The sequence below is a fragment of the Blastomonas sp. RAC04 genome (assembly GCF_001713435.1).
Lineage (GTDB): Bacteria > Pseudomonadota > Alphaproteobacteria > Sphingomonadales > Sphingomonadaceae > Blastomonas > Blastomonas fulva.
The window spans coordinates 1177842-1194798 of record NZ_CP016460.1; the positions used below are offsets into that span (position 1 = coordinate 1177842).

General features: G+C 64.1%; 16 protein-coding genes. 7 read left to right on the forward strand and 9 right to left on the reverse strand.

The window, feature by feature from the left end; translation table 11 throughout:
* Positions 1-50: 50 nt before the first annotated feature.
* The 3 genes from BSY18_RS06735 to BSY18_RS06745 form a co-directional block, all read right to left on the reverse strand.
* Positions 51-992, reverse strand: coding sequence for a hypothetical protein (locus tag BSY18_RS06735; RefSeq protein WP_069050074.1), 942 nt, complete (start codon positions 990-992; stop codon positions 51-53).
* A 254-nt stretch (positions 993-1246) separates the two neighbouring features.
* Positions 1247-1597, reverse strand: a complete 351-nt coding sequence (locus tag BSY18_RS06740; protein WP_150126226.1) for a hypothetical protein — start codon at positions 1595-1597, stop codon at positions 1247-1249.
* Between the two features lie 26 nt (positions 1598-1623).
* Entirely contained in the window at positions 1624-1860 is a 237-nt protein-coding gene (locus tag BSY18_RS06745) for a hypothetical protein (RefSeq protein ID WP_069050075.1), read from the reverse strand.
* 205 nt (positions 1861-2065) lie between these two features.
* Here BSY18_RS06745 and BSY18_RS06750 point away from each other — a divergent pair, with 205 nt between their 5' ends.
* From BSY18_RS06750 to BSY18_RS06760, 3 genes are all read left to right on the forward strand, one after another.
* Positions 2066-2416, forward strand: coding sequence for an ArsC family reductase (locus BSY18_RS06750; protein WP_069050076.1), 351 nt, complete (start codon positions 2066-2068; stop codon positions 2414-2416).
* 101 nt (positions 2417-2517) lie between these two features.
* The gene (locus BSY18_RS06755) at positions 2518-2802 is read left to right on the forward strand and encodes a DUF427 domain-containing protein (RefSeq protein ID WP_069050077.1); all 285 of its coding nucleotides are present in this window, start codon (positions 2518-2520) and stop codon (positions 2800-2802) included.
* A 17-nt stretch (positions 2803-2819) separates the two neighbouring features.
* A complete protein-coding gene (locus BSY18_RS06760; protein WP_216094728.1) occupies positions 2820-3812 on the forward strand; it encodes a glycerophosphodiester phosphodiesterase in 993 nt (330 codons plus the stop codon).
* Between the two features lie 12 nt (positions 3813-3824).
* On the opposite strand, the gene BSY18_RS06765 is transcribed toward BSY18_RS06760, so the two are convergent.
* Positions 3825-4919, reverse strand: coding sequence for an endonuclease/exonuclease/phosphatase family protein (locus tag BSY18_RS06765; protein ID WP_083231348.1), 1095 nt, complete (start codon positions 4917-4919; stop codon positions 3825-3827).
* A gap of 132 nt (positions 4920-5051) precedes the next feature.
* Here BSY18_RS06765 and panB point away from each other — a divergent pair, with 132 nt between their 5' ends.
* On the forward strand, positions 5052-5924 hold the full coding sequence (panB, locus tag BSY18_RS06770) for a 3-methyl-2-oxobutanoate hydroxymethyltransferase (protein ID WP_069050079.1): 873 nt from the start codon (positions 5052-5054) through the stop codon (positions 5922-5924).
* Between the two features lie 122 nt (positions 5925-6046).
* Here the strand turns inward: panB and BSY18_RS06775 are convergent, their stop codons facing one another.
* Entirely contained in the window at positions 6047-7243 is a 1197-nt protein-coding gene (locus BSY18_RS06775; RefSeq protein WP_069050080.1) for an acetyl-CoA C-acyltransferase, read from the reverse strand.
* 164 nt (positions 7244-7407) lie between these two features.
* Between BSY18_RS06775 and BSY18_RS06780 the strand changes: the two genes are divergently transcribed.
* Positions 7408-8166, forward strand: coding sequence for a prepilin peptidase (locus BSY18_RS06780; RefSeq protein ID WP_171900186.1), 759 nt, complete (start codon positions 7408-7410; stop codon positions 8164-8166).
* Positions 8167-8175: 9 nt separating this feature from the next.
* Here BSY18_RS06780 and BSY18_RS06785 read toward each other — a convergent pair whose 3' ends face one another.
* Both BSY18_RS06785 and acs read right to left on the reverse strand, forming a co-directional pair.
* A complete protein-coding gene (locus BSY18_RS06785) occupies positions 8176-8397 on the reverse strand; it encodes a hypothetical protein (RefSeq protein ID WP_054135361.1) in 222 nt (73 codons plus the stop codon).
* A 104-nt stretch (positions 8398-8501) separates the two neighbouring features.
* On the reverse strand, positions 8502-10460 hold the full coding sequence (gene acs / locus BSY18_RS06790; RefSeq protein WP_069050081.1) for an acetate--CoA ligase: 1959 nt from the start codon (positions 10458-10460) through the stop codon (positions 8502-8504).
* Between the two features lie 260 nt (positions 10461-10720).
* Between acs and BSY18_RS06795 the strand changes: the two genes are divergently transcribed.
* Complete coding sequence (locus tag BSY18_RS06795; protein WP_069050082.1) at positions 10721-12871, forward strand: TonB-dependent receptor; 2151 nt, start codon at positions 10721-10723, stop codon at positions 12869-12871.
* 216 nt (positions 12872-13087) lie between these two features.
* Here the strand turns inward: BSY18_RS06795 and BSY18_RS06800 are convergent, their stop codons facing one another.
* Entirely contained in the window at positions 13088-14575 is a 1488-nt protein-coding gene (locus BSY18_RS06800; RefSeq protein WP_069050083.1) for a DEAD/DEAH box helicase, read from the reverse strand.
* A gap of 133 nt (positions 14576-14708) precedes the next feature.
* The gene (locus BSY18_RS06805; protein WP_069050084.1) at positions 14709-15242 is read right to left on the reverse strand and encodes a hypothetical protein; all 534 of its coding nucleotides are present in this window, start codon (positions 15240-15242) and stop codon (positions 14709-14711) included.
* Positions 15243-15452: 210 nt separating this feature from the next.
* Here BSY18_RS06805 and BSY18_RS06810 point away from each other — a divergent pair, with 210 nt between their 5' ends.
* Entirely contained in the window at positions 15453-16889 is a 1437-nt protein-coding gene (locus BSY18_RS06810) for an FAD-binding oxidoreductase (protein WP_069050085.1), read from the forward strand.
* Positions 16890-16957: the final 68 nt, after the last annotated feature.

Below are 16957 nucleotides of genomic sequence, written 5' to 3' on the forward strand. Positions count from 1 at the left end.
ACAAAAGAGTCGTTTGCCGAACGAAGGTTTTTTCCCGAGATCCCCGCGCTTCAGCCTGTGGCCGCAGCAGATGGCTGTTTCGGGCACATCAAGGTGACTGTGCCAGCCTTGAAGTCATAGGTGAGCGACGCGCAGTGGCCGATCGTATCCAAGCCGATGTACAGCCGCTGGGTCGGGACCTTGCGCTTGCTGTCGCCCGTGACCACAATCTCGTCGAGATCCTGGTCGGGAGCAGCGCCGTCGGGGATGCCTTGGGAGTTGCCCATGTCCGAAACGCGGACTGCAAGATTGCGTATCTCCAGATCGCCGAGCATCAGGGGCCGATCGAGCTCTAGGCGGCGGATGGGACGCGGTATTTCATACAGGATCGGTGCCTCGCGGGCATCCCCGTTGAACCGCCCGCCATGCACATCGGCGATCCATCGCCCGCCGGTTGCAGTCACCACACTTTCTGCACGAGCCAGGGAGAACGCGACGTAGACCGGCTTGCCGCCAACGTCGATCTTCATGCCTGTCTGGCTGAGGCCCATATCCTTGTCGAGGGGGAAGGTCATCGCCTGATCGCCCGCCTGCAGGTCCCGCAAGACAAATATGGTGCGCCGGAACGGGAATGTGGCAGGGCCGGCAACGCCATCGGCGCCGTCCGCCACTTTCCGGTCACTGAAAGCCGTGCGGCTCTTGAAGGACGTGGTTCCTGCACGATACTTTACATTGTCGGTTCGCAGGGCGATCTTCACCGGTCCGATCAAATACACATACCCGATCATGCTGGGCTTCAGCCCGACCTTCTCTGCCACATCGGCATTCACGGTCGGCACCGAGACGGCATCCGGTGCCAGGCGAAAGCGCACGGGTTGATTGTTGATGAACATCGCGACCGTGTCGCCCATTCGCACACTCAGATCGGCGGGCGGCGTGTTTGAGGGCTGTGCTGCCGCTTGCCCGGCGCACAGCGCAAGCGCGACCGTGAGGATTGATGCACGCCCCTGCATAAACGAACTCCCAGATAACCACCAACGACCCAAGAACCGGCCTGTGCCGAACCAGCAATAAACGCGTAGCATAGCTCGAAATGGCTTGCCTGTTTTCCGCCTTCGGATCGACAAATGAATTTCAGGTTGCAGCAATACCGGAAGGAAAGTCGCCCTCCCCGGTTTGGAGGTGCATCGCCTCCGAGTAACTGCTGTTTATTGGTCGAATTCGCAACGACAGGTTGGCTTTATTGCAAAACAGTCTGATGGAGCCCTCATTGCTTCTTGGCGCGTTCCGTTGACCAGAACATCAAGGCGAGACCGAGCCCGACCATGATCAGCGAAAGCGGCGCGGCATATTGCATGAACGTTGCAATCTGTTCGCCAGACCAGCTGGTCTTGACGGTGTCAGCCAACAATTCTGCGCCCTTCAACAGCCCGGCATGAAGCCAGAAGGCCGCCAGGATCATGAAGGTGCCGCACAATAGGGCAAATGCCAGGGCCATGGTCCGAGATCGCGTCATGGGAAACCATTCTCCTCTTACAGGAAACTGCCCCTTCTTTTTAACCCGTCCGGCAATCCTCGAAAAGGGCTCGTTTGCCAAATGGCGGCTTTTTTCAGTCATGCTTCGCAGGGCGTTTTCGAAGAATTTCAGGCTTGCCGCTTGGACTTTATTGAAGCGTGACGGAAGGTTGCAAGAAGCATGACCAAACCGATTACGTTGAAAAGACCGCCTGAAACAACTGTCACAAGCTCGAGCCAGCCATCAAACTGCATTCCCGCGAAAATCAGCGAATTGCCCGCGAAGATCGTAGCTAGCGCTCGCCACATCAGGAGATGGCCTCTGGTGACAACGACGTTTTCATCGAGGTTACTAAAAACTGCCATAGGTAACGCTCGCATACACGAGGGGAATTCGCAACCGACCGTACGGTCAAAAGTTCAAAGGCTGAGACTGACGGTGGGAAGTCGGCTTGGGGGGGCGTTTGCTGAACGACGCCTTTTTTGACGGCGGTACGAAAAGCTGGCATCTCGATTGCCTCCGAAAAAATCCCACGCCCACCGGGCACGGCAAGAATGCGCAAGGACATCGATGACCAAGATCACTCTCCACGGCATCCCCAATTGCGACACGATGAAGAAGGCGCGCGTCTGGCTCGAGGCGCAGGGACTGGCCTATGATTTCCACGACTACAAGAAAGACGGGATAACCTCCGGCAAGCTGAACGCCTGGGCGGATGTCGTAGGATGGGAGGTGCTGCTCAACAAGGCGGGCACGACCTTCCGCAAGCTCCCCGACGCGGACAAGGCGGACATCACCCGTGACAAGGCGATCGCGCTGATGGTCGAGCAGCCTTCGCTGATCAAGCGGCCGGTGCTGGAGCATCCCGGCGGCGTGCTGGTCGGCTTCAAGCCGGATGTCTATGCGAGCGCACTCGGCTGAAATTCGGCCTGAAGATTTGGCCTGAAGATTTGGGCTGCGCCGCTGTCATATCGCTGTCTCCGTCCCCATCTACGAGGGATCACTGACAGGAGAATGCAGTCATGCCCAAGGCCATCTGGAACGGTATCGTCATCGCCGAGAGCGACGATACCGTCGTAGTCGAGCGCAACCACTATTTCCCGCGCGACAGCGTTCGCGCCGATCTGCTCAAACCCAGCGCCACCACCAGTGTGTGCGGCTGGAAGGGCACCGCCTCTTATTATTCGCTCGAGGTCGACGGCAAGACCAATGCCGACGCCGTATGGTATTACCCTGAGCCCAAGGATGCGGCCAAGGAGATCACCGACCGGCTCGCGTTCTGGAAGGGCGTCGAGGTCACCGCGTGATCCTGAGCGCCTTCATGATGCTCGCGAGCAGCGCCAACCCCCTCGTCATCGCGCATCGCGGGGCGAGCGGGGAGCGGCCCGAGCATACGCTCGAGGCCTATGCTCTGGCGATCGATCAGGGGGCAGATTTTATCGAGCCCGACCTTGTCAGCACCCGCGACGGCGTGCTGGTGGCGCGGCACGAGAACGAGATTTCCGAGACCACCGACGTCGCTGCGCGACCTGAGTTTGCCAGCCGCGAGACCAGCAAGCTGATCGACGGCCAGACGCTCACGGGCTGGTTCACCGAGGATTTCACGCTCGCCGAATTGAAGACGCTGCGCGCGAAGGAGCGTCTCCCGCAGCTGCGCAAGGCGAACACCGCGTTCGATGGGCGCTACGAAGTGCCGACGCTCGCTGAAATCATCGCGCTGGTGCGCAAGCGGCAAAGCGAGACGGGGCGGACGATCGGGCTGTATCCCGAAACCAAGCACCCCAGCTATTTCCGCTCGATCGGGCTCCCGATCGAGGAGAAGCTGGTCACGATGCTGGGCGATGCCGGCTATGACGGAGCGGACGACCCTGTCTTCATCCAGAGCTTCGAGGTCGAGAACCTCAAACGCCTGCGCGGCATGACCAAGCTGCCGCTGGTGCAGCTGATGGCGGGCGCCTTCGGCCCACCCGATCTGCCCGGTATAACGTATGCCGAAATGAGCACGCAGCAGGGCCTTGCCGATATCGCGCGATACGCCAATGCGATCGGACTAGAAAAGGCGATGGTCATCCCGCGCGATGCCAGCGGCGATCTGGCCCAGCCGACGGCGCTGGTGCGTGACGCGCATGCGGCGGGCCTGAAGGTCCATGTCTGGACGTTCCGCCGCGAGAATTATTTCCTGCCGCAAGATTTGCGCATCGGCGCCGACCCTGCCGCAACCGGCAATCTCACCGCCGAAATCCGCACCTTTCTCGCCACGGGGATCGACGGCTATTTCACCGACAATGTCGCAGAAGGCGTCGCCGCCGCCCGGTGACGAGACGCGCGATCAGGGCGGAGGCGGCGATCCGCCCGAGGCGGTCCCTTCCTCCCGCGCTGCCTGCTTGCCGTCCCGGATCGCCTCGCGCATGTCCTTGTGATCGGCGGCATCGGGGGTTGCGGGCTCGTCGTTGAGCACCTTGGCGGCACGCGGCGCCAGGCAGACCTTGGCGAGCACCGGGAGATGGTCCGACCCCACATTTTCCAGCACCTTCATGTCCACCAAGGTAAAATCTGGCGACATGAACAGATGGTCGAGCGGCCAGCGCAGCCCGGGCAGATTGGCCGGGAAGGTCGCGTACAGCCCGCGGCCGATGCGCGGATCGAGATAGCCCCCGATCCGCTTGAACATCTGCGAGGTGCGCGACCAGGCGACATCGTTGAAATCGCCCATTGCAAGCACGGGCAGCTTCGTTTCCTTGGCGTGGCGCGCGGCGATCGCGATCTCTCCATCGCGCTTTTCGGTGTCCTCGCCCGGCTGGGGCGGACGCGGGTGCAGGCCGATATAGCGGAACTGCGCACCGGCCTTGGTCTGCATGGTCGCGAACACCGATGGGGTTTCCTTGTCGATCAGCCAGGTGATCTCGGCATCCTCCACCGGCAGCCGCGACAGCAGGATCAGCCCGTAGAGATTGTCGAGCGGCGCGGACGAGCGGTGGGGATAACGGTCGATGACAGGCTTGAGGGCATCTTCCCACAGCTTGTCGGTTTCCAGCAGCAGCACGATGTCAGGGTCTTCACGGTCGATCAGCTGGATCGTGCGCGCGTAATCGCGGTTGGTCTGCAGCACGTTGAACGAGAAAGCGGAGATGCAGTTTTCACGGTTGATAACCGCCTTTGCGACCTCGGTCTTGGCGAAGGGGGTATACGGATAGATGCGAAAGCCCTGCCAGCCGATTACCAGCAGCATCGCCACCACAACCGCGGCGCGGACCCATCCGGTCAGCACCGGGACCGCTGCGACCAGAGCGATCGCGGCAAGCACCATCAGCGCGACACGCGGAAAGTCCCACATGCGGATGTACCAGCGATAGCTGGTCAGCAGGCTGAGCGTCGTGCCGGTTGCGGCAATGGCGGCCAGCACAAAAACAAGGATTCGCAGCATCCTGAATCATATCCGTTGTGGAAGGAAAAGAGAGGACCCTTGTCGCGTGCTGCGCGGCATTAGGCAAGCGTGGCGTCCTTTCCTGCGCCGTTGTGTTTGCAGAGCGCCGTGTGCGCCGCTACACCTGCCTCTATGTCCACGACCTACACGCTCGATACATCGACCAGCCGCGCCAATCCGACGCCCGCGCCCATGAAGCGCCTGACCGTGCCCGCGATCCAGCGGCGCAAGGCAGGTGGCGTCACCGATATGCCGGTGGTGATGCTCACCGCCTACACTGCGCGCATGGCGCAGTTGCTCGATCCGCATTGCGACATGCTGCTGGTCGGCGATTCGCTGGGCCAGGTGATATATGGCCTGCCCAGCACGGTGCCCGTCACGCTCGAGATGATGGCCGCGCATGGCGCTGCGGTGGTGCGTGGCAGCTATCACAGCATCGTCGTCATCGACATGCCGTTCGGCAGCTATGAAGCCTCGCCCGAACAGGCCTTTGCCAGCGCGGCGCGGCTGCTAAAGGAAACCGGCGCGGCGGCGGTCAAGCTCGAGGGCGGCGCGGCGATGGCGCCGACCGTGCGTTTCCTCACCGAGCGCGGCATCCCCGTGGTCGGCCATGTCGGGCTGACCCCACAGGCGATCAACATCCTGGGCAGCTATGCTGCGCGCGGGCGTTCGGATGCAGAAGCCGACAAGATCGTCAGCGATGCAGTCGCGCTCGACAAGGCAGGCGCCTTTGCCATCGTCGTCGAAGGCGTGGTCGAACCGATTGCCATCGCGGTGACAGAGGCTGTGGCCGCGATCGTCATCGGTATCGGCGCGTCTGCACAATGCGATGGCCAGGTGCTGGTCACCGAAGACATGCTGGGCCTGTTCGAACGGACCGCGCGCTTCGTGAAGAAGTACGAGAACCTTGCAGGCGTGATCGAAACCGCGGTGAAGAGCTATTCCGCCGAAGTCACCGCGCGCAGCTTCCCCAGCGCCGACCAGACCTACGCGCCGAAGGACTGACCTTCGTCATTCCCGCGCACGCGGGGCTCCCGCTTTCTCTGACCTTGGCGCAGAAGCGTCACCCCCGCCTTTGCGGGGGGTGACGTTCAAATTGTTCTCCCGGTGGCAGAGCCGCAGTCGCCTCAGATCAGCTCAAGCGCCACCGCGGTCGCCTCGCCGCCACCGATGCACAGCGACGCAACGCCGCGCGTGCCGCCGCGCGTCTGCAACGCGGAGATCAGCGTCGCGATGATCCGCGCACCGCTGGCGCCGATCGGGTGGCCAAGCGCGGTCGCACCGCCATGGACATTGACCTTGTCGTGAGGGATGCCGAGGTCGCGCATCGCAATCATCGAGACGCAGGCAAATGCCTCGTTGACCTCGAACAGATCGACGTCACCGACGCTCCAGCCGGCCTTTTCCATCGCCTTGCGGCTCGCATCGACCGGCGCGGTGGTGAACTTTGCCGGGGCATGCGCGTGCGCCGCGTGACTGACGATCCGCGCGACCGGCTTGAGACCGAGGCGATCGGCGACGCTCTGCCGCGTCAGCACCAGCGCTGCTGCGCCATCGGAGATCGACGAGGCGTTGGCGGCGGTGATCGTGCCATCCTTGGCGAAGGCGGGCTTGAGCGTCGGGATTTTGCTGGCGTCGCCCTTGAGCGGCTGCTCGTCCTTGTCGACCGTCTCGGTGCCCTTGCGGCCCGTTATCTCCACCGCAACGATCTCACGGTCGAACGCGCCCGAGGTCTGCGCGTGCTGCGCACGGGTCAGCGAAGTCACCGCATAATCGTCCTGCGCCTCGCGGGTGAACTGATATTCGCCTGCGGTCTCCTCGGCAAAGCTGCCCATAGCGCGACCCGGTTCATAGGCATCTTCGAGGCCATCGAGGAACATGTGGTCCATCACCCGGTCATGCCCGATCCGCGCCCCTCCGCGATGCTTGGTCAGCAAATACGGCGCGTTGGTCATGCTTTCCATGCCGCCAGCCACCAGCAGGTCGACCGAGCCCGATGCCAGCGCCTCGGCGCCCATGATCGTGGCCTGCATTCCGCTTCCGCACATCTTGTTGACCGTGGTGGCCTCGACGGATGTCGGCAATCCAGCCTTGAGCGCAGCCTGGCGCGCGGGAGCCTGGCCGAGGCCTGCGGGCAGAACGCAGCCCATGTAGATCCGCTCGACATCGCCGCCCGATACTCCGGCGCGCTCGACCGCTGCCTTGACTGCCGTGGCGCCCAGATCGGTCGCGCTCGCGCCGGACAGGCTGCCTTGAAAGCTGCCCATCGGGGTGCGCGCATAGGACAGGATGACGACGGGATCGGCGGCGGAAAATGCGGTCATGACATTCGGTCCTCTGGCAGGTTCAATGATGCGGTTTCCCCTAGAGCAAGCTGCGGTGCATTTCAAATGCCGCACGCGTCATGCAAAAGCGCTTTTCACGCGCGACCCAAGCCCGCTAAGGCTCAGGACGCGTCCCCTCTTCCCGGTGCAAGGCTATTGAAACGATGTTTGCGCCCCTGCTGCAGCACCCCGTGATCGCACCGATCGCCGCAGCGATAACGGGGGCAATCCTCGGCAGCTTCATCGCCGCACTGGCCAGCCGCTGGCCACAGGGACGATCGGTGCTGTCCGGTCGTTCGCACTGCGAATCGTGCGATACGGCGCTGCGCCCCTGGCACCTCGTACCGGTCATCTCCTGGCTGGCACTTCGTGGGCGGTGCGCCACCTGCAACGCGGCGATCGGACGCGACACGCTGGTCATCGAGCTTTTTGCCGCCGCGATCGGCGCGCTCGCGTTCGCGCTGCACCCGGGCTGGGCGGGGCTGGGCATCGCCGCCTTTGGTTGGCTGCTGCTGCCGCTCGCCTGGCTCGATTTGCGGCACTATTGGTTGCCGCACCCGCTCACCCTGGCGCTGGCCATCGGCGGATTGATCGCGGGTTATGCAGGCCTCCCCCCCGATGTGACCAGCCGGCTGATAGGCGCAGGCGCGGGTCTGGCGATGCTGTGGGGCATCGCGCTGGCCTATCGCACGCTGCGCGGGCGCGACGGACTGGGCGGCGGCGACCCGCTGCTGCTGGGCGCGATCGGGCTGTGGCTGGGCTGGCAGGCGCTGCCGCTCGTGCTGCTGATCGCGAGCGGCGCAGGCCTTGCCATCGCGCTCGTCCTGCAGGCGCGCGGCACCGTACTCGACAACGCGACCCGCTTTCCATTGGGCACATTGATGGCAGCGGCGGCCTGGCCGGTGGCTTTGCTCAGCTTTTAGAGTCTGGTCTTAGCGACGCGTCGCCTTGCGCAGGCCGTTGCTCAAAAAGGTCTGGCCGCGCTGCGATACGGCAAACGTGCCGCTGGCGAGCAATGCCAGAAAGCCGAGACCGATGATCAGCCCGGACGAGGCTCCGATGGCGAGCAGGATCAGCATCACGCCGACAAAAGGTGCAGCCATCAGACCGAACAGGCCCGCGACGACGAGCGTGGATTGCAGTGTATCAAACATGGTGGGGAATTTCCGGCAAAGCTGCGAAGACGCAGAAATCGAACGACAAAATAGCCAAGCCGATGCCCCATCATGCCAAAGTCGCGGCGCGCTGGCCAGCGATTTTACACCACCCTGCGCCCCGCGATCAGCGCATCGACGACCGCCGGATCGGCCAATGTGCTGGTATCCCCCAATGCCCCGACGTCATTTTCGGCGATCTTGCGCAAGATCCGCCGCATGATCTTGCCGCTGCGGGTCTTGGGCAGCGCGGGGGTGAAGTGGAGGTGGTCGGCTGTCGCGATCGGGCCGATCTCCTTGCGGACCAGCGCCTTCAGCTCTGCGGTCAGCGCATCGTCTGCCTCCTCACCGACATTGAGCGTGACATAGCAGTAGATGCCCTGCCCCTTGATGTCGTGCGGGAAACCGACGACCGCAGCCTCGGCGACGCGCGGATGCAGCACCAGCGCGCTTTCGACTTCGGCGGTTCCCATGCGGTGGCCGGACACGTTGATGACATCGTCCACCCGGCCCGTGATCCGGTAATAGCCGTCCTCGTCGCGCTTGCAGCCGTCTCCGGTGAAATACTTGCCCTTGTAGGTGCTGAAATAGGTCTGCACGAAGCGGTCATGGTCGCCATAGACCGTGCGCGCCTGTCCCGGCCACGAAGCGGCGATGCACAGGTTGCCCTCGGTCGCGCCATCCAGGATGTTGCCATCGGCATCAACCAGCTCGGGATCGATTCCGAAGAACGGCAGCCCTGCGCTGCCCGGACGCATCGCATGCGCATAAGGCAAGGTGGTGATCATGATCCCGCCGGTTTCGGTCTGCCACCAGGTGTCGATCACCGGCGTCTGCTCCTTGCCCACGACGCGGTGATACCAGCGCCACGCCTCGGGGTTGATCGGCTCACCCACCGAACCGATCAGCCGCAGCGCGGACAGGTCATGCTTCTCGACCGGCGCGTCGCCCTCGCGCATCAGCGCGCGGATCGCGGTGGGCGCGGTGTAGAAGATGTTGACGCCGTGGCGTTCGCACATGTCCCAGAACCGGCTGTGGTCGGGGTAATTGGGAACGCCCTCGAACAGCAGGCTGGTCGCGCGGTTGAGCAGCGGGCCGTAGACCGAATAGCTGTGCCCGGTGACCCAGCCGATATCGGCGGTGCACCAATAGACCTCGCCGGGGCGGTAATCGAAGGCGTAGTGGAACGTCGTCGCGACCCAGACGGCATAGCCGCCGGTGGTGTGGAGAACGCCCTTGGGCTTGCCGGTCGATCCAGAGGTGTAGAGAATGAATAGAGGGTCCTCCGCCCCCATCGGCTCGCAGGGGCACGTCGCAGGGACGGTCGCGGCAACGTCGTGATACCAGTGGTCGCGCCCTTCGGTCATCGCGACATCTGAGGCGGTGTGGCGAACGACCAGCACCGCGTCGACATCGATGCCGTGCTGCTCCAGCGCGGCATCGACATTGGCCTTGAGCGGCACCGTCTTGCCGCCGCGCATCCCGGCATCGGCGGTGACGATGAAGCGGCTCGCGCAATCCTCGATCCGCCCGGCCAGCGCCTCGGGCGAGAACCCGCCGAACACCACCGAATGCACCGCGCCGATCCGCGCGCAGGCAAGCATCGCGATCGCGCCTTCGAGCACCATCGGCATGTAGATGGTGACCCGGTCGCCCTTCTGTGCGCCAAGCGTCTTGAGCGCGCCCGCCATCGCCTGAACCTCGCGCAGCAGGTCGTCATAGGTCAGCGAGCGCACATCACCCGGGGTGTCACCTTCCCAGATCAGCGCGGTGTCGCCGCCATGCCCTGCGAAGACATGTCGATCGACGCAGTTGAAGCACAGGTTGAGTTCGCCATCCTCGTACCAGCGGATGTCGACCGGATCGAACGACGATCGATTGATCCGCGTCGGCTTGGCGCTCCAGTCGATCCGGTCCGCCTGCAGCGCCCAGAAGCCATCCGGATCGCGCAGCGATGCCGCATAAAGCTCGCCATATTGTGCAGTTGTGCACCATGTTTCGGGGTCAACTGGAGGCGCGATCAGCGCCTCTGCCGTGGCGTCCTGGGGGGTGGGGCTGGTCATGAGCAATGTCCTTGGCAGGATGGGGGGCCGCATCGGCCTGGGCGTGCCGTGGTTTTGCAGCAACCGCCCCCCATCGGCAACCCGTCGCAAACCGGCGCATGGTGGCTATATTGATATTGATATAACATTACACCAGTGCTAGCGGACACGCGAACAGCCGCCTGGGTGGCATCCGGGTCATCCGCCCGCGTGACCCACACACCACAAGGCAACTGGCGGCTGCAACCTGAAAAAACAAATAACGGGAGCATTCTTTGACCATGCGCAGCACGCTTTTGCTCGTTTCCTCCTCGCTCAGCCTCGGCACAGCCTTGCTGGCCCCCCTGCCCGCGCTGGCGCAGCAGACCGCTTCCCCGGTGGAAGCCGGAGACGAGGACGAGGGCGATGATTTCCATCGCAATCGCGGCATCATCGTCACCGCGCCGTTCGTGCGCGACCTCAGCATCCTTGCCGGCACATCCGAGCTTTCGGGCGACGATCTGTCGCGCGAAGCCCGCTCGCAGATCGGCGATTCGCTGACCAAGCTTCCCGGCGTTTCGGCGACCAGCTTCTCGCCCGGCGCCTCGCGCCCCGTGCTGCGCGGTTTTCAGGGCGAACGCATCCGCGTGCTGACTGATGGCATCGGCACGATCGACGTGTCCAACACCTCGCCCGACCATGGCGTGACGGTCGAACCCATCATCCTAGACCGCATCGAAGTGCTGCGCGGCCCCGCCGTGCTGCTGTTCGGCGGCCAGGCTGTGGGCGGCGCGGTCAACGCGATCGACAAGCGCATCCCGCGCGAAGTGCCCGAAGAGCCGTTCCACCTTGATGCGCTGGCCACTTATGGCAGCGCCGCGGACGAGCGCAGCTTCGGCGCCAGCCTCGATGTTCCGCTGACCTCCAAGCTCGTGCTGCATCTCGATGGAAGCTATCGCAAGTCCAACGACATGCGCGTCGGAGGCTTCGTGCTCTCACCCGGACTGCGCGCCGAGCAGCTGGAAGAAGCGGCTGAAGAGCGCGCAGAAGGCAATATCGAGGAAGCGCAAGAGGCAGAGGAACTCGCCGGCCTGCGCGGTCGCATCCCGAACACCGGGACCGAGACCTACAGCTTTGGCGGCGGCCTGGCCTATATCGGCGAGGGAGGCAGCTTCGGTGTCTCGGGCAGCTATTACAACAGCCTCTACGGCGTTCCGGAACGTCCCGGCGCGGGCCATCACCATGGCGAGGAAGGCGAAGAGGAAGCCGGCGGCGAGGAAGAGGAAGGTCCGGTGACCATCGGTCTCGACCAGATCAAGGTCGACTTCCGCGGCGAAGTGTTCCTGCCCGGCTTTTTCGAAGCGCTGCGCCTGCGTGCATCCTATGCCGATTTCAAGCAGACCGAGTTCGAAGGTGACGAGGTGGGCACCGTGTTCACCAACGAGGGCATCGAATCGCGGCTCGAGCTGGTGCAGCGCGAACGCGGTGGCTGGCGCGGTGCCAGCGGCGTGCAGTATGTCCACCGCGACTTCAGCGCAGTCGGCGCCGAAGCGTTCGTGCCGCCCAACGTGACCGACCAGATCGGCTTCTTCACGCTGCAGGAAATCCGCTCGGGCAGTTTCGAGGTCGAGGGCGCCGCGCGCTACGACAAGGTCAACGTCAAGTCGCAAGTGCTGGGCGTGGAGCGTGACTTCAATTCCTATTCGTTCGCACTGGGCGCTGCCTATATCGCCAACGACCAGCTGCGGATCGGCGTCAACCTCAACCGCGCCCAGCGCGCCCCGGCGGCCGAGGAACTGTTCTCCAACGGCCCGCACATCGCGACCCAGGCTTTCGAGATCGGCAACCCCGATTTCACCACCGAAAAGAGCTGGGGCGGCGAGGCCTATATCCGCTGGTCCACGCCCGATGTCAGACTTGCGCTCACCGGCTTCTACAATAGCTTCGACGACTTCATCATCGACGTGCCCACGGGGCTGGAAGAAGATGATCTTCCGGTGTTCCAGTTCATCCAGAACGACGCCAAATATTATGGTCTCGAGGCCGAGGCTTCGGTGATCTTTGCGCGCGCCGGCGGCTTCCGCTTCAGCGCGGATGGCGTGGCCGATTACGTCCATGCCTCGCTCGACGGTCTGGGTCCTGTACCGCGCATCCCCCCGCTGCGCCTGTTGGGCGGCCTCGAAGCGCAGAGCGATACGGTATCGCTGCGCGCCGAGGTCGAGTGGTTCGACGATCAGCAGCGCAATGCCAATTTCGAGACCGAAACCGATGGCTTCACGCTGGTCAATGCCAGCGCTTCGTGGAAGCCGTTCGGTGCCTCGCGCGGGGTAACGCTGATCGCGTCCGCCAACAACATCTTCGATGTCGTCGGTCGCCGCGCAGCCAGCTTCACCAAGGACTTCGCTCCGCTCGCGGGCCGCGACTTCCGCATCTCGGCGAAGTTCAGCTTCTGACGCATTGACTCACGCGCCCCTGTTCTTCGGCCAGCGTCGCAGAACAGGGGCCCTGGCTGTGTTGAGAGATCCCTCGTAGCCACGTCATTCCCGCGAACGCGGGAATTCCGCTCTTCTTCGCGCAATAGGCGTAGAAGCGGGACCCCCGCCTTCGCGGGGGTGACGAGGGAAATTGAGCAATGAGATGTAAGGGCTACGAACTGCCCCGTAGCAGGTTCAGCTCTCGCCGAAGCCCACCGACAGGAAGTCCGGCATCGGACCGTTCCAGCCATCATCGGGACCATCGTCGCGATCGTTCGAACGCCGTGGCTTGGAAGTAGCCGGGCGACGGTCGGCCGAGCGCGGGCGATCCTCGCGGGGCTTGCTGTCGCGGGACCTGTCTTCACGCGGCCTGTCTTCGCGGGGCTTTGCCTCGCGCGGTTCGCGCCGTGGCTTTTCCTCGCGGATTTCCTCTCCACCGACGTCTGCCGGTGCGCGATCCTCGCGAGGAGCGCGCGCCTTGGCTTCGCCGCGAGCGGTCCTGCGCCGGGGCGCACGCTCTTCGGGTTCACGCGCCTTGGTGGGCTTGGCTTCCGCGCTCGAACCACCAGGATCGGCCACGGTGATCTCGGGGATCGTCGTGCCGATCAGCTTTTCGATGTTGGCGAGCGCCTCGGCGTCTTCCTCGGTGATGAAGGTATAGGCCTTGCCGGTCGCCCCTGCCCGGCCCGTACGGCCGATGCGGTGGACATAGTCATCGGGATGCCACGGCGCGTCATAGTTGAACACATGGCTGACGCCCTTGATGTCCAGCCCGCGCGCGGCGACGTCTGACGCCACCAGGATGTTGATCGTGCCGTCCTTGAACTTGTCGAGCTCGGCGATGCGGTCGCGCTGCTCCATGTCGCCATGGATCTCGCCCGAATCGAAGCCACCCTGGCGCAGCGCCTTGTTAAGGTCGCGCACCGTAGTCTTGCGGTTGCAGAAGATGATCGCGGTGTGGACGCCGGCATCGAGCATCGCAAACAGCGTATCACGCTTACGCCGCGACTGGACGCGGACCTTGCCCTGCTCGATCGAGGCGTTGGCGCTCGCAGGCCTGGCGACCTCGATGTACTTCGGGCTGGTCAGGAAGCGGTCGGACAGCTTCTTGATCGGCGGCGGCATGGTCGCCGAAAACAGCAGCGTCTGGCGCGTTGCGGGCAGCCGGGTGCAGATCGTTTCGATGTCGGGAATGAAGCCCATGTCGAGCATGCGGTCGGCCTCGTCGATCACCAGCAGCCCGCAACCGGTCAGCAGGATGTTGCCGCGATCGTAGAGGTCCATAAGGCGGCCCGGGGTCGCGATGAGCACATCGACGCCCTTTTCGAGCGCCTTGATCTGGTCGCCCATCGATACGCCGCCGATCAGCAGCGCCATCGAAAGCTTGTGATACTTGCCGTATTTGTCGAAATTCTCTGCCACCTGGGCGGCGAGCTCGCGGGTGGGCTCGAGGATCAGCGAGCGCGGCATGCGCGCGCGGCTGCGGCCTTCGCCCAGCACGTCGATCATCGGCAGAACGAATGCGGCGGTCTTGCCGGTGCCGGTCTGCGCAATGCCGATGATGTCCTTGCCCATCAGGACCGACGGGATGGCCTGCGCCTGGATCGCGGTCGGGGTCGTATAGCCGGAATCAGTGACCGCCTGGATCAATTTTTCGGAAAGGCCGAGATCGGCAAATATCATAGAGTATCCAGATTAAGGCAGCAGCGCACACACAGTTCGTCGCGCTATCGATGCAGGGCCATGGGCCACGCGGGTGCTCTGCGCAAACATCGGTCAAAAGTCAACCATTGTGCGTTGACATGCAAATGCCCGATCAATCTTCCGGGACCAATTGACGCAGTTTTTCGACTTCGCATTTGCTCCCCGACCGCGCCTGAAGCAGATCGCGGTCGACGCACAACCGGCCATCGCCGCTGCGCTCCATGTAAAAGCCCTGATAGAATTCGCGCGCGCTGCAGGTGCGTTCGAGCTGCGCCTCGATCATCCGCTGGTCGCGCATGAACAGTACCAGCATGTCGTCGTTGATTACCCGCACCCCGGAGACGTCGCGCATCGCCAGGCATTTGCCGACCTTGCGCCGCTCGAAGCGTGGCGGTTCGAGCGGGGGTGCCTGGCGCGGGGCTGGCATGGGAAGCAGTGAGGACCGCGAAATCGACTGGCGCGGCACGCGGATGATCAGCCGCTGCTCGATCCGCACCTGGCCCAGGCTCGGCGGTATCGGCGTGAGCGCGCGTGTCACCGACTGTGGCAATCCAGTTTCGACAGGCTGGCTGTCGACGGCGCGTTCGTCCGATGCGGGCCACGCGCCCAGCATCAACAGCGCAAACAGGACGTCAACATAAGCCATGGCCGCGTACGGCTACCCTCCGGACCCTCAGACTGCAGCTGCAGCCACCCCATGCCCCGGGTTAAGCCGGGCGATTGAACCGTGCATTAACGCTGCGCCAGTTCGTCCTGCAAGCCACGATTTACCCCATCGCCTGTTGCTTTCGCGCCACGGTCTTTTGCCAAAGCAGCGCCGTTGTTTGCAGCCCGCGACAGGTGTAACAGACTGGCCATGATCGAAGCACCCGTTCGCCCCGCCCTGCTGGACCAGATCGCTGCCATCGTCGGCGCCAAAGGCCTTACCACCGACCCCACCGATCTTGCCCCGTGGCTGACCGATTGGCGCGGGCGTTATCATGGCGCGGCCATCGCCATGGTTGCCCCCGCAAACGCGGCGGAACTGAGCGCTGTCGTCAGCCTGGCCGCGACCACTCGCACCCCGATCGTGCCGCAGGGCGGCAACAGCGGCATGGTCGGCGGCGCGACCCCCGACGCCACCGGCACCGCTTTGTTGCTCAGCACCCGGCGAATGAACGCGATCCGGGCCATCGACCCCCAGGCGCGGACGGTGGTGGCAGAGGCTGGCGTAGTTCTTCAGACGCTGCACGAGGCGGTGGCGGCGCAGGGCTTGCGCTTTCCGCTCACCCTTGGTGGCAAGGGCTCGGCCACGGTCGGCGGGCTGGTCTCGACCAATGCCGGCGGCACCCAGGTGCTGCGCCACGGCACGATGCGCGCGCTGGTCGAGGGGATCGAGGCGGTGCTGCCGGATGGGTCGCTCTACGAGGGTCTGGTGACGCTCAAGAAGGACAACCGCGGCTATGATCTGAAGCATCTGCTGATCGGCGCGGAAGGGACGCTGGGGATCGTGACCGCCGCAACGCTGAAGCTGGTGCCGGCGCTGATCGACAGGGCAGTGGTCTGGGCTGGCGTGGAATCGCCGCTTGCCGCGCGGCAGTTGCTGCTGATGCTGGAGGCGCGCGCGGGCCGCGAGATGGAAGGCTTCGAGATCGTCCCCCAGCGCTGCCTCTCCAATGTGCTGCGGCATATCCCCGGAACCCGCGCGCCGCTCGGCGCGCCCTGCCCCTGGCATGTGCTCGTCGAATTTGCCCGCGACGCGGCGGATGCGCCCGCGCCCGAGGCGTTTGCGCAAGCCCTGATGGCCGAAGCGTTCGAGCGCGGCCTCGTGCTTGATGCTGCGATCTCGGCCAGCGAATCGCAGGCCGAGGCGTTCTGGAAGCTGCGCGATTCCATCTCCGAGGCCGAACGCGCCGAAGGACCAGCAATGCAGCACGACATCAGCGTGCCCGTTGCGGCGATGGCGCAGTTCATCATCGATGCCGGTACCGCGGTCGAGGCACGGTTTGACGGCACCGAGGTCGCGGCCTTCGGGCATATGGGCGATGGCAATGTCCACTTTCACGTAGCAGCCCCGCGCGGCGCCGATCCAGCCCGGTGGCCCAACGATCCCGGCAAGGAAATCAGTGCTTTCGTCCACGATCTGGTGGTGGCAGCGGGCGGTTCGATCTCTGCCGAACATGGCATCGGCCAGATGAAGCGCGACGAGCTGGCGCGGCTCAGCGATCCTGCGCGGATGGGCGCGATGCACGCGATCAAGCGCGCGCTCGATCCGCAAGGCATCATGAATCCGGGCAAGCTGGTCGCGGGCTGAACGCAGTCCCTCTTGCGCCGGGCCTGCGGGCAACTTAAGGCGCGAACTCCGACTAACCATCAAGTCAA

Excerpts from the sequence above, each read along its gene's own strand:
- BSY18_RS06800 (WP_069050083.1), bottom strand. The coding sequence starts at position 14,575 with ATGATATTTGCCGATCTCGGCCTTTCCGAAAAATTGATCCAGGCGGTC.
- BSY18_RS06775 (WP_069050080.1), bottom strand. The coding sequence starts at position 7,243 with ATGACCGCATTTTCCGCCGCCGATCCCGTCGTCATCCTGTCCTATGCG.
- BSY18_RS06805 (WP_069050084.1), bottom strand. The coding sequence starts at position 15,242 with ATGGCTTATGTTGACGTCCTGTTTGCGCTGTTGATGCTGGGCGCGTGG.
- BSY18_RS06740 (WP_150126226.1), bottom strand. The coding sequence starts at position 1,597 with ATGACTGAAAAAAGCCGCCATTTGGCAAACGAGCCCTTTTCGAGGATT.
- BSY18_RS06745 (WP_069050075.1), bottom strand. The coding sequence starts at position 1,860 with ATGGCAGTTTTTAGTAACCTCGATGAAAACGTCGTTGTCACCAGAGGC.
- BSY18_RS06795 (WP_069050082.1), top strand. The coding sequence starts at position 10,721 with ATGCGCAGCACGCTTTTGCTCGTTTCCTCCTCGCTCAGCCTCGGCACA.
- BSY18_RS06810 (WP_069050085.1), top strand. The coding sequence starts at position 15,453 with ATGATCGAAGCACCCGTTCGCCCCGCCCTGCTGGACCAGATCGCTGCC.
- panB (WP_069050079.1), top strand. The coding sequence starts at position 5,052 with ATGTCCACGACCTACACGCTCGATACATCGACCAGCCGCGCCAATCCG.
- BSY18_RS06760 (WP_216094728.1), top strand. The coding sequence starts at position 2,820 with ATGCTCGCGAGCAGCGCCAACCCCCTCGTCATCGCGCATCGCGGGGCG.
- BSY18_RS06755 (WP_069050077.1), top strand. The coding sequence starts at position 2,518 with ATGCCCAAGGCCATCTGGAACGGTATCGTCATCGCCGAGAGCGACGAT.
- BSY18_RS06735 (WP_069050074.1), bottom strand. The coding sequence starts at position 992 with ATGCAGGGGCGTGCATCAATCCTCACGGTCGCGCTTGCGCTGTGCGCC.
- BSY18_RS06750 (WP_069050076.1), top strand. The coding sequence starts at position 2,066 with ATGACCAAGATCACTCTCCACGGCATCCCCAATTGCGACACGATGAAG.
- BSY18_RS06785 (WP_054135361.1), bottom strand. The coding sequence starts at position 8,397 with ATGTTTGATACACTGCAATCCACGCTCGTCGTCGCGGGCCTGTTCGGT.
- BSY18_RS06765 (WP_083231348.1), bottom strand. The coding sequence starts at position 4,919 with ATGCTGCGAATCCTTGTTTTTGTGCTGGCCGCCATTGCCGCAACCGGC.
- BSY18_RS06780 (WP_171900186.1), top strand. The coding sequence starts at position 7,408 with ATGTTTGCGCCCCTGCTGCAGCACCCCGTGATCGCACCGATCGCCGCA.
- acs (WP_069050081.1), bottom strand. The coding sequence starts at position 10,460 with ATGACCAGCCCCACCCCCCAGGACGCCACGGCAGAGGCGCTGATCGCG.